Origin of the sequence: Amycolatopsis sp. NPDC026612 (genome assembly GCF_040638285.1) — a bacterium.
In the GTDB taxonomy this organism is placed as follows: Bacteria; Actinomycetota; Actinomycetes; order Mycobacteriales; family Pseudonocardiaceae; genus Amycolatopsis.
The window spans coordinates 288,638-300,273 of record NZ_JBEZYB010000005.1 but is presented as its reverse complement, the minus strand read 5'-3'; the positions used below and the strand labels follow the sequence as shown (position 1 = coordinate 300,273).

The following is an 11,636-nucleotide window of genomic DNA, read 5'->3' as shown; positions in this document are numbered from 1 at the left end:
CTGTCGCCGCGATCCGGCGACAGGGCCCTGCCACTGTTCTCCGGTGGGAGAGCCCGTTCGTCCCCGGCGGACGGCCTTCAGCTGACGGCGATCGTCAACTTTCCGCCAGGGTGTCCGCCCTCGCTCTCGGCCTGCGCCGCGGCCGCCTCTTCGAGCGGGTAGCTCCTGCCGTGCGCGATGTCGACGCCGCGATCGGTGACCCAGCCGGCGACCTCGATCAGGACCTCCCGGGTCTGCTCACCCATGCTCGAGAACGGGATGTCCAGCTCGAAGGCGGCCCCGTCGGCGATGGTGACGATCCGGTCCTTCGTGCCCCGCAGCTCGACGGACCCGGGCAGCGCCCCACGACCGGCGGCGTCGAACACGGCGTCCACCGGCCCGGGCGCGGCCTCGCGAACCCGCTCCAGCCAGCCGTCGCCGTAGAGCACCGGAACGACGCCCAGTGACTTCAGGTCCTCGAGACTCCGGCTCCCGCCGGTGCCGATGACGGTGAGCCCCCGCGCGACGGCGACCTGAGCGGCGAACCGGCCGACGGTACCGCTCGCGCCGTGGATCAGCAGCGTCTCGCCTTCACGGATCCCGAGCAGCCCGAGGACGCGAAGCGCCGTCTCCCCGGCGACCGGCAACGCCGCCGCGTCCGGCCACGAGAGGTTCGCCGGCTTCGGCGCGACCGCCTTCGCCAGCGCGTACTCGGCGTAGGCGCCGGTTTCCGACCACCCGAACACTTCGTCACCCAGGGCGAAGTCCGCGCCGTCACCGACGGCGTCGACGACCCCGGCGACCTCGAGGCCGGGGATGTGCGGGAAGGCGATCTGGCTGTTCTGCCGCATGGCGCCGCTGCGGATCTTCCAGTCGATCGGGTTGACCCCGACGGCCCGGACAGCCAGCCGCACCTGCCCCGGACCCGGCTCCGGCACCGGAACGTCGGACAGCTGCAGGACTTCCGGCCCGCCGTACGTGGAGAAGGTGATCGCTCGCATGGTGTTTCGCTCCTTGGTTCGTGACTCCGGCTTCGAATGTCCTCCCCCGGAAGTCAACTCGCCCGGTGGACTCGCCGAACCGTCCGGACAAGCGGCGTTCACCAGCCTCACCGCGCAGGACATGCCACATGGCACGAACCCTGACCCGCGGCCTGGTGCTCGCTGCCCGCGACAACACGCCTGCGGGGTCCCGGCGCGTCGACGGATCGGTGGTGCGGATCACAGTCCGTGACAATCGCCTCGAAGTCGCCGACGCAATCCCGCCCGCCGGGCCTGACCGAGCGGCTCACGGCTCTGGTGGCCGCTGGGAGGTCGACGCCGTTTCGGGCGGGGCACGATAGTCACCGCAGTGCGCCCCCAGCGTGGCCGAACCGCCGGAGCTGCGTCTGCGCGACCGGCTCACCTGCGGGAGCTCGCGGTTCTTTCGGGGCATCTACCCAAGGCCTGAGCAACCGGCAGATCCTGGACAAGCGGGACGTCAGTTCGGCGGCGGAGCGGCCGCGTTGGCCCGCGACCTGCCGCTGGAACCGGTGGCGTACCGCTCCGCCTGAACAACCTTGACCTCCAGCGGGCTGGAGGTTGCACGCTGCTGATCATGGCCTCGACGATCGACTCCACACCCCGTCACCGAAGCGTGCTCTGGAGCGCGGAACACCGGCTGACCACGATCGCGCTGCTGCTCGTGGTGACTTTGGTCGCGTTCGAGAGCATGGGTGTGGCGACGGCGATGCCCACCTTGGTCGCCGACCTCGACGGGTTGTCGCTCTATTCTTGGCCTTTCACGATCTTCCTGATCTCCAGCGTGGTCGCGACGGTGCTTTCCGGCCGGATCGGCGACCGTCGCGGCCCGGCGCCCGCGCTGCTGGCGGGACCGTTGCTGTTCGCGGCGGGCCTCGTCGTCGCCGGAACGGCGAGCGGAATGCCGATGTTCCTCTTCGGCCGCGCGTTGCAGGGCTTCGGCGCCGGATTGCTCCTGGTCTCGGTCTCCCTCCTGATCGCGCTGACGTTCACCGACCACGAACGTCCGGTCATCTACGCCGCGAACGCTGCGGCCTGGGTCCTGCCGGCGGTCATCGGGCCGTCAGTGGCCGGGGTCGTGACGGTCAGCGTCGGCTGGCGGTGGATCTTCCTCGGCCTGGTGCCTCTCGTGGCCGCCGGCGTGCTGATGCTGGTCGTCGTCGTCCGACGCTTACCCGTGCACACACCCATCACAGGCGGCCGGCAAGCGAGCGTTCCTCAGGCGATCATTGCCGCGCTCGGCGTCGCGGCGTTGACGTGGGCGGCCCAGCACCAGTCGCTCATCGCGCTGGGGTACGGCACAGTCGGGCTCATCGCGCTGGGCTACGCCCTCCGGACGCTGCTGCCGGCCGGGACGTTGACTTCCCGCCCCGGCCTGCCCACGGTCATCGCCTCCCGTGCCCTGATCGCCGGCGCGTACGCGGGGATGGAGGCGTACCTGCCCCTGACGATGAGCTCGGTCCACGGCTACGGTCCCGCCCTCGCCGGCCTGCCGCTGACGATCACGGCTCTGGGGTGGTCCGCGGCTTCGGCGGCGCAAGGCCGGTACCTCGGCTGGTCGAGGGAGGCATCGCTGCGCACCGGCTTCTGGCTGGTCGCGGCCGGCCTGGTCGGCTTCGGCCTGGTTTCCCAGCCGTGGTTCCCCGGTTGGGTGGCATTCGTGGCCTGTGCGGTGGGCGGCGCCGGCATGGGCATCGCGATACCCGCCATCTCTGTCCTTCTGCTCCGCTACTCACCCGAAGGTGAGCGTGGGTTCAACACCTCGGCGATGCAGCTCGCGGACTGGGTGGGTTCCGCGCTGCTCATCGGCCTGGGTGGCGTCCTTCTCGGCCTGGTCGGCTCGGTCCTCGAGCCGTCGCCGGCGATGGCCCTGCTCACAATGGCCTTGGTGGCGCTCGCCATGGTGGGCGTCCGGCTGACCGGCCGGTGGCCGTCGAACGTGTGACAGCCCACTTCCAGAGCCAGGGTGGGCTTCGTCACGCGCTGGAGCGGACTACCCTGAAGGAGCGATGACCTATCTCGACCACGCGGCGACCACTCCGATGTTGCCCGAAGCCATAGCGGCGATGACCGAGGCGCTGTCCACCGTGGGCAACGCCTCGGCGCTGCACTCTTCGGGCCGCCGGGCCCGCCGGATGGTCGAGGAAGCCCGCGAAACGATCGCCGACGCACTCGGCGCCCGTCCCTCCGAGGTGATCTTCACCGGTGGCGGCACCGAGAGCGACAACCTCGCGATCAAGGGCATCTACTGGGCCCGGCACGACGAGCAGGACCAGCGTCGTCGCATCCTGTGCGGTGCGGCGGAACACCACGCGGTGCTCGACACCGTCGAATGGCTCGAAGCCCACAGCGGCGCCGAGGTCATTTTGCTTGACGTGGACAGTCAGGGCCGGGTCACGCCCGACGTTCTCCGTGAAGCCATCGCCGCGGATCCCGAAGCCGTGGCGCTGGCCACCGTGATGTGGGCGAACAACGAGGTCGGCACGATCAACCCGATCGCCGAGCTGGCGGCAGTGTGCGCCGAGTTCGCCATTCCTTTCCACACTGACGCCGTTCAGGCCGTCGGTGCCGCTCCGGTCGACTTCGGGGCCAGTGGCGCCGCTGCGCTCACCCTGACCGGACACAAGCTCGGCGGCCCAATCGGAGTGGGAGCACTTCTGCTCGGACGTGACGTGCCGTGTGCGCCTCTGCTGCACGGCGGAGGCCAGGAGCGCAATGTCCGTTCCGGCACCCTGGACGTCCCGGCGATCGCAAGTTTCGCGGCCGCTGTCCGAATCAGCGTCGGGACCCGAGCCGAGTATGCGAAGCGCGTGGAGGAACTCCGAGATGCGCTTATCGAGGCGATTCAGCGCGAGGTACCCGACGCCGTCCTCAACGGTGGAGATGGTGAGAGGCTGCCCAGCCATGCCCACCTCACCTTCCCCGGGTGCGCCGGCGACAGCCTGCTGATGCTGCTCGACGCCAAGGGCATCGAATGTTCGACAGGCTCCGCGTGCACGGCAGGCGTCGCCCAGCCCAGCCACGTACTGCTCGCCATGGGGGCCGACCCGGCGGCGGCCCGCGGTTCTCTCCGTTTCTCCCTTGGCCACACATCGACCGCCGCGGACGTCGAGGCGGTCGCCGCGGAGATCGGTGGCGTCGTCATGCGCGCCCGGCAGGCCGGTCTCGCCGGAATGCGTAAGCAGACCCAGAAGCAAGAGGTGTAAGGCAATGCGGGTTTTGGCCGCGATGAGCGGAGGAGTGGACTCGGCGGTCGCCGCAGCACGAGCTGTCGACGCCGGACACGACGTCGTCGGCGTGCATTTGGCGTTGTCCGCCAAACCGGGAACGTTGCGGACCGGCTCGCGCGGGTGTTGCACGATCGAAGACTCGCACGACGCCCGGCGGGCCGCTGACATCCTCGGAATCCCCTTCTACATCTGGGACTTCGCCGAGCGTTTCACCGAAGAGGTCGTTGAGACCTTCGTCGGTGAATACGCCGCCGGACGCACCCCGAATCCGTGTGTCACCTGCAACGAGAAGATCAAGTTTGAAGCGCTCCTCGAGAAGGCGATGGCGCTTGGATTCGACGCGGTTGCGACAGGCCACTACGCACGCCTCTCCGTAGTGGACGGCGTGCCCGAGTTGCGTCGCAGTGTCGACAGCGGCAAGGACCAGTCGTACGTCCTCGCCTCGCTGACGCCGGAACAGCTCAGCCACGCCATGTTCCCCTTGGGCGACTCCTGGAAAGCCGATGTGCGGGCCGAGGCGGAGCGACGAGGTCTGTCCGTCGCCAACAAGCCGGATAGCCACGACATCTGCTTCATCCCGGACGGCGACACCAAGAAATTCCTGGAGAACCGGCTGGGGCAGCGTCCCGGTGAGCTCGTGGACGCGGAGACGGGTGCGGTCCTCGGCCAGCACACCGGAGTGCACGGGTTCACGGTGGGCCAGCGCAAGGGCCTCGGGATCGACGCTCCGGCGCCGGATGGCCGTCCTCGGTACGTCCTTTCGCTGGAACCGGTGTCCGGCTCCGTCAAGGTCGGTTCGGTGGCCGGGCTCGGCGTCAAGGTGATCGAAGCTGACCGGGCGATCTGGCCCAGCGGTCGGCCGCTGACCGAACCTACGGAGTGCGTGGTTCAGGTCAGGGCCCACGGAGGCATCGTGGATGCGGTCGCCGACGTGGACTCCGACATCATGACGGTGCACTTGCGGGAGCCGCTGCGCGGAGTCGCTCCGGGCCAGGTCGTCGTTCTCTACCGCCCTGACCCCGAGGGTGGGGATGTCGTGCTCGGCAGCGCGAAGATCTCGGGCACCCGCTGATCGTCGGTCACCTCCGCGGCTTCTTCCGGAGTCGATTCGCCCGTCGGCGGCCTGGGTGCATCGACGGTGGCGCTGTCGAATGCGCCTGCCCGGCCGGTGTCGCGACGCTCACGGTGCCATCCGGCGTGACTTCGTAGTCCCAGCCAGGCTGGCCCTTCAGCTTGCGATGCCGCGAGCAGAACGTGACGGGCTGATCCGCGCCTGCTTCGGCCGCACCCTTCGTGCGCGTCGCTTCGATCCCGCAACTCTGCGCTGGGCGCGTGCAGCCGGGCTGCCGGCACTCTTGGTCCCGGACCCGGATGAATTCGTCCTGATCGAGCGGATAGCGCGTCGGAGACAGTTCGACGGCGTGACCGGTTCGTGGGTCGGTGAGAACCCGCCGCAGCGTCGTGTTGGGCCCGCTGACGATGTGGCGAGCCAGCGTAGCCGCGATGGGCCCGCGACCGGCCAACGCTGCCGGAGACTGGTTGAGCCCGAGGTAGGTGGCCAGGTCGATGTGCAGGAAGACCTCGGCGCGTTCGCTCGGGCCTCCGGTGCCGCTGAGCAGCAGATCGATGGCCACGTCCGCGCGGAGCTGATCGAGCGTCCGCGGCTCGTCGGGCGTCTTCAACGCCCGGGCGGCCTGGTCGACGCGAGCGTAGGCGGCGGTTGCCTTCTCGGTCGGCGCGTTGTTGACCGAGAGATGGGCCACGCCGGCGTCCTGGTGATGCACGGTGAGCCGGCGCTCGACAAGCTTTCGCTCGGTGCGGAGCGCTGCGCCCTCAGGATCGGTCTGTGCGGCCGCATAGGCTGCCGCCCGGCGGACCTGCGTGGCGTTCCGGCCGGGAACCCGATCCTCGAGTATCGCGTCGACGACGCGTACGTGATCTCCCGACAGCCATGCTGTCGCATCGGTGACCTTCATGGCGCGATAGAGGTCGAGCCGGCCGTCGTCCATGAGGTTGAGCATCCGGGGCAGACGTGCAATCAGCGCGTTGGCCGCGGAAACGATGGCGCCGGCGCGGTGTTCCGTTATGGACAAGGCCAACGCGACTTCCGATGACGCGCTGGGCGCCCGTCTCCGGCGCACACTCAGATCCGCGATCGCTCTTAGCTGCAGTGCTTGCAACTTCGAGATCTCGGCTTCGCTATTGCGGATCACATCGACGACCTGTTCGTCTTTCATGTGCCGCAAGGTGTTCGGGTCAGCTCGGACTGAACGCAGTACGAACGGAAGTTCGTCGTCGCTCTGGGACGCCGTTGCGGGGACGAGCTTGCGGACTGGTTGGGAAGGTGTCATGAACCCGACCGTACGACGGCTCGCGAGGAAAGTCACCGAGATTCAGAGGAATGGGTGGCAAAAGGTAGCGAACGGTCCGTTCGCGCCCTTCGCTGCTTGACGGATCGCAATTGTTTCGGGATGGTTCGCGTGTGTCGGCGTCCGCGTCGCGCTCACAGGAGGGTGAATGTCTGAAATGGACAGTCGTTGCTGCTTAGAGTTTGAGCTTGAATCCGGTGTGACTCGGCGTGAACCCGAGGCGCTCGTAGAAGCGGTGCGCTTCCGTCCTGGAGGTGTCCGACGTGAGTTGCACGAGGGCGCACCCGCGCCGCCGTGACTCGTCGATCGCCCAGCGCATGAGATCGGCACCGAGACCGGTGCCTCGGTGGTCGGCGTGGATCCGCACGGCCTCGATCTGACCACGAAGTGCACCACGCCTGGCCAGACCCGGAATGATCGTCAGCTGCAGGGTGCCGACCGGCTCGTCGCCGGACGCGACGACCACCAGGAGCTGGTTCGGATCCGCGTCCAGCTCATCGAAGGCGCGTAGGTACGGCTTGAGATCGCCAGGATCGTCCCGGGTGGCGCCGAGCTGGTCATCTGCCAGCATGCGCACGATCGCACCGACGTCTTCGCGCCGTGCCCTGCGGATGATGTAGTCGGCCACGGCGCCAGTATCACAGGACGCGGGTGAATCCTTGGTAGCTGTACTCGAAGCCGAAGCGTGCGTAGAAATCCCGCAGGTCGCCGCGGTTGAGGCCCGAATCGAGGTGGACGCGCGTGCACCCGCGTCGGCGCGCTTCGTCGATGCCCCAGGTCAGCAGCGCGCTCGTCACCCCACGCCGAGCGGCGCGGATTCCTTCGAGCAGGCCACGGGGTGCGCCGTCCCATGCCAGGCCTCGGAGCACCGTCAGCTGTGCGGTGCCGGCGACGCCGTTGTCGTCCTCCGCGACGACCAGCGTGACGTGCGGGGTGTTCATGAGTTCCCCGAGCGCGGCTGCCAACGGTTCGCCCCGTGCGCCGAACAGGCGCACGAGCGCCTCCACGTCAGTCGCCCGGGCACGTCTGATGACATCCATTTCACCCAGTATGCAGGAGGCTGGACAGCGGACATAACTGCAACGAGCCGGCTACCCGCTGTGTCGGCCGCGCGGCCTCAGCTCATCGTGTAGCGCCGAATCCCGTCGACAGCTTGGGCGTTCAGTTTGCCCTGCGCCACCAGAAGATCCAGATGTGCCGCGGTTTCCAGGATCGCGAGCATCTGGTTGAAGAAGTCCATTTCGGACAGTTTACGGTTGCGGCGGGTCCAGCTGATCCGATGCGCGGCTTCATACGCGCTGCTTGCTCCGGCCGCGACTTGGGCGCCCAGCGTCTCGAGGCGTTGCCGATGGTGTTCCAGTAGTTCGTCGACCCGCGTGTGCACGCTTCCGGACACTGGGCCGTGCGCGGGAAGCATGCGGCGGTCCGGCATGGCGCGCACCAAACGAAGTGAGCCGATGAAATCGTTGAGCGGCAACTCGGCCGGCACGGGCTGGAACCCGATCGACGGCGTGATGTGCGGCAGCACGTGGTCACCGGAGAACAAGAGGCCGGCGGTGTCGTCGACGAAGACGACGTGCCCGGAAGTGTGGCCCGGAGTGGCGACGACTTCGAATTCGCGTCCGGGCAGGATCGACCGGGTGCCCGGTGTCAGCCATTCGTCGGGTGCTTCCCAGAGGTCGGCTTCCGTGTGCCGCCGACTTGTGCCGAACTCCCGGCCCAGCGCTTCCACGACTTCGCCGGCCCCGGCCTGGAACAAGAGATCGACCTGGGCTTCCATCGGCAGCCGGTCGGGGTTGCCGGATGCCTTGAGTGATGGTTCTTCTTCCTGGCCGAGGGCGATCTTCGAGCCGAAGTCACGCCGGAGGACCACAGCTTGCGAATAGTGGTCCCGATGCACGTGGGTAACGAGGAACTCGCTGACGTCGGCGAGTTCGGCACCGATCCCGCGGAGAGCATCCGCGAGCTGTTGCCGGGCCACGTCCAGCGCCCACCCGGAGTCGACCAGGACCAGCTTCTTGCCGTCGGTGACCGCGTAGACGTTGACCGCGCGCAGGGCGTCGTTGGGCAATGGCAACGGGATCCGGTAGACGTCGGCCGAGACCTCGTAGATTCCGGGCTCGGTCCAGTTCCGTCCGCTGCTTTCCGGCAACGGCTCCACGGTGACCTCCGTCCCGGCGAGACTGCGGCGTCCCGGCTCTTCTTCACCCTGAGCCGTGCCGGGCCCGCTGTCCACCTGGACGAGATGAGATGCCGGTCACTCGTTCAGTCGGTGTCCTGCTTCAAGGCGGTGTCGATCGTCAAGGCGGCGGCTACCACCATGCTGGCGAGGGGATCCGGCAGCGGGCGCGGGATCTCCACGACGTAGTTGTCGGCCGTGGTGAAGGCGGCTTTGAGGAATCCACCCCAGGTTTTGGTCACCCGGGCAACCTCGGTGCCGGCGTGGTCGCGGATCGAGAAGTTCCAGGCGCGCCAGTTCTCGGCGAAGATCCCGCCGACCGAGCGGCCGTCGACCAGGAAGCCGAACCGAATCTTGCCGAAGACGTTCTCCTGGACGATCTCGCCGATCGGGGTCTCGTCGGCTCTGGTGACGAGGAACCTGGACTTGAACACCTTCGCCGGCCGGGTCACCTTGAGCACGGTGCTGTGGTTGGCGTCGCGGACCTCGAACTTGTGGGTCAGGAACTGGTCGTATTTGGTCAGGAGCCGGATCGCCTTCTTCAGCGTGCTCTGGCCCACCTCGACGACCCCGCCGAGCCGGGTGCCGTGCTGGTCGAAGACGCCGAACTCGTTGGCCATCTCGATCAGCTTCGCGCGCTGGTTGACCACCAGGATCGGCTCGCTGAAGAGGGTCCCGCCCCCGCTGTGCGTGCCGCCTCGGCCGCGTGTCCCGCGATTCACCTGGTTCTGGATCCGGGCCGGGTCGTGGGCGCGTTCGATGTCCAGTTCGATCGGCGCGGAGTCGCTCGGTGGCGGGGATTGGTAGGCCGGCCGGGTGTCGGCGGTCCAGGTCTGGCCGTCCCACCATCGGTGCAGACGGGGGTCCCGCGCGTCCGGGTACCAGCCCGGCTGCGGTGGCGAACTCGTCATGGCCGGTCAGCCTATCGCCGTGGACCGGTTCATGGTGTCGCTCAACGGAAATGCGGTGAATGTCCGCATCGTGGTGCCCCGGCCGGTGCCGGTACTGCGGGGTCGACGAGAATCGGTGGTCGTGAGTGAGCGAATCTGGCCCAGTGGGGCCGCAACGGCGATCGGCTCGATGCCTGGCAACGATCCGGCCGAAGCGGCGGCGGTCGTGTTCGGCGAGCTGCCGGACTTCCCGCATCTGCCCGAGCTGCCGGATCGCGGTGTCGGAGCGGACATGCTCGGCCGGACCGCGGCCCTCCTCGTCGACTTGGCCGTCGACGTGGTGCCGAGCGGCTACCGCGTCGTGCCTCGGTCCGGACATGACCATCGCCGGGCCGTCGACCTGCTTCGCTGGGATCTCGACGCCGTGCAGGAAGTGCGGGAGAAGGCCGGGGTCACGCCGCCGCTCTTCAAGGTCCAGCTGGCCGGGCCGTGGACGCTCGGCGCGGGGATCGAACTGCCTCGGGGCCATCGGGTGCTCACCGATCGTGGCGCCTTGCGCGACTTCACGTCCTCCCTGTTGGACGGCCTCGCCGAGCATGTCGCGGAAGTGCAGGCCAGGACCGGCGCGCCGGTGGTGGTCCAGTTCGACGAGCCGTCCTTGCCCGATGTGCTGGCCGGTGGCCTGTCGACGCCGTCCGGCTACGGGAACGTCGCGGCGGTGCCGGAGCCCGAGGCCCGTCAGCTGCTCACCACCGTGATCGAGGGCGCCCGGCGGATCACCGGCCGGCCGGTGATCCTGCACTGCTGTGCCGCGAAGCCGCCCCTGGGCTTGCTGCGTGAGGCCGGTGCGGACGCCTTGGCGTTCGACCTGGCCGCGCTCGACGGTGCCTCCGCCGCGTTCCTCGACGAGATCGGCGAAGTGTGGGACGGCGGGGCAACGCTGTTCATGGGCGCGGTCCCGGCAACGGCTCCCGCGACTTGGCCGAGCCTGAAGGACATCGGCGAGCCGGCGTTCCGGCTGGCCGATCGGCTCGGCTTCAACCGCAGCGTCCTCGCCGAACGGGCCGTACCGACACCCGCTTGCGGCCTCGCCGGCGCGACGCCGGAATGGTTGCGGCGGGCCCTCGCGCTGACGCGGGACCTCGGCAAAGCTTTCGTCGAGCCGCCCGAAGACTGGTGACGGGATCCGGCGGCTCGCCGACGTCCCCTCCGGCCGGCAAGTAGCGTGTCGGGTAGCCGACCGAATGAGGACCATCCGTACCCATGCGACTGTTCCGACGCAAGAACGCCGCTGCTGATCCGCCCGACCCGCGTACCGAATGGCCCGAGCAGCCCGTACCGGAGGACCCGGCGGTCGCCGCGGAGGCGTTCTGGCACGGCTGGTTCGACCTGCTCCCGATGGTCAGCGCGGCACTGGGCGAGGGCGAGCCGCACCGGGTCGAGCACGAGCTCTGCCAGCTGGTCGAGGCTCTGCACCCGAGGCTGCACTTTTCGCTCGAGCGTGGTCGTCAAGCGATCTATGCCCTGGTCGTGACCGGTCAGGAAGATCCCGAAGTGCGCCCGTTCACCGACGCCTGGCGTGCCGCCGCGCCGCCGGATGACGCGATCTGGGAGTACCACGACTCGGTGCCGCCGGTGCCCGATCCGACCGAGGTCACGGTGAACCTCGGCGAGCACCGGATCGCCTTGGCCGACGTCCGGGTGGCTGCCCAAGTGGACGACGACGAGCACGTGGTCGACGTCGCCGTCTTCCACCCGGGCTTCGAAGGCCTCGACGACGCGACCCGGCAGACCATGACCTTCCTGCCACTCGATGCGACACTGGGTGAACGGCTCGCCGCCGAACGGTTACGGCGTGTGGAGACCGCGGAGGCCGAGCCGGCCGGTGCCATCACCCTTCTGGAGTTCCGTGAACTGGTCCGCGGACTGGGCAGCGGGACGGACGAAAATGTCGGTACCTCCGGCTAGGG

Annotated in this window: 11 protein-coding genes; 5 read left to right on the top strand and 6 right to left on the bottom strand. The window is 68.6% G+C overall.

Annotated elements, in window-relative coordinates; all coding sequences use genetic code 11:
- Window positions 1-77: 77 nt before the first annotated feature.
- Window positions 78-980 carry an NADP-dependent oxidoreductase gene (locus AB0F15_RS08360; protein ID WP_360267117.1) on the bottom strand — a complete coding sequence of 301 codons (903 nt, stop codon included), beginning with the start codon at window positions 978-980 and terminating at the stop codon, window positions 78-80.
- A 595-nt stretch (window positions 981-1,575) separates the two neighbouring features.
- On the opposite strand from AB0F15_RS08360, the gene AB0F15_RS08355 reads away from it, so the two are divergent.
- From AB0F15_RS08355 to mnmA, 3 genes are all read left to right on the top strand, one after another.
- Complete coding sequence (locus AB0F15_RS08355; protein WP_360267114.1) at window positions 1,576-2,943, top strand: MFS transporter; 1,368 nt, start codon at window positions 1,576-1,578, stop codon at window positions 2,941-2,943.
- A 64-nt stretch (window positions 2,944-3,007) separates the two neighbouring features.
- Window positions 3,008-4,204 (top strand): cysteine desulfurase family protein, encoded by a 1,197-nt coding sequence (locus AB0F15_RS08350; protein ID WP_360267111.1) that lies wholly within the window; start codon window positions 3,008-3,010, stop codon window positions 4,202-4,204.
- A gap of 4 nt (window positions 4,205-4,208) precedes the next feature.
- Entirely contained in the window at window positions 4,209-5,300 is a 1,092-nt protein-coding gene (gene mnmA, locus AB0F15_RS08345) for a tRNA 2-thiouridine(34) synthase MnmA (RefSeq protein WP_360267108.1), read from the top strand.
- A gap of 7 nt (window positions 5,301-5,307) precedes the next feature.
- On the opposite strand, the gene AB0F15_RS08340 is transcribed toward mnmA, so the two are convergent.
- From AB0F15_RS08340 to AB0F15_RS08320, 5 genes are all read right to left on the bottom strand, one after another.
- The gene (locus AB0F15_RS08340) at window positions 5,308-6,579 is read right to left on the bottom strand and encodes a DUF222 domain-containing protein (protein WP_360267106.1); all 1,272 of its coding nucleotides are present in this window, start codon (window positions 6,577-6,579) and stop codon (window positions 5,308-5,310) included.
- 193 nt (window positions 6,580-6,772) lie between these two features.
- Complete coding sequence (locus AB0F15_RS08335) at window positions 6,773-7,225, bottom strand: GNAT family N-acetyltransferase (protein ID WP_360267103.1); 453 nt, start codon at window positions 7,223-7,225, stop codon at window positions 6,773-6,775.
- Between the two features lie 10 nt (window positions 7,226-7,235).
- The gene (locus tag AB0F15_RS08330) at window positions 7,236-7,637 is read right to left on the bottom strand and encodes a GNAT family N-acetyltransferase (RefSeq protein ID WP_360267100.1); all 402 of its coding nucleotides are present in this window, start codon (window positions 7,635-7,637) and stop codon (window positions 7,236-7,238) included.
- A gap of 77 nt (window positions 7,638-7,714) precedes the next feature.
- Window positions 7,715-8,758 (bottom strand): MBL fold metallo-hydrolase, encoded by a 1,044-nt coding sequence (locus AB0F15_RS08325; protein WP_360267097.1) that lies wholly within the window; start codon window positions 8,756-8,758, stop codon window positions 7,715-7,717.
- A gap of 104 nt (window positions 8,759-8,862) precedes the next feature.
- Window positions 8,863-9,687: a phospholipid scramblase-related protein gene (locus AB0F15_RS08320; protein WP_360267094.1), complete on the bottom strand. Its 825-nt coding sequence runs from the start codon at window positions 9,685-9,687 to the stop codon at window positions 8,863-8,865.
- 121 nt (window positions 9,688-9,808) lie between these two features.
- Here AB0F15_RS08320 and AB0F15_RS08315 point away from each other — a divergent pair, with 121 nt between their 5' ends.
- Window positions 9,809-10,846: a methionine synthase gene (locus AB0F15_RS08315; RefSeq protein ID WP_360267091.1), complete on the top strand. Its 1,038-nt coding sequence runs from the start codon at window positions 9,809-9,811 to the stop codon at window positions 10,844-10,846.
- Between the two features lie 83 nt (window positions 10,847-10,929).
- A complete protein-coding gene (locus AB0F15_RS08310; protein WP_360267088.1) occupies window positions 10,930-11,634 on the top strand; it encodes a hypothetical protein in 705 nt (234 codons plus the stop codon).
- Window positions 11,635-11,636 lie beyond the last annotated feature (2 nt).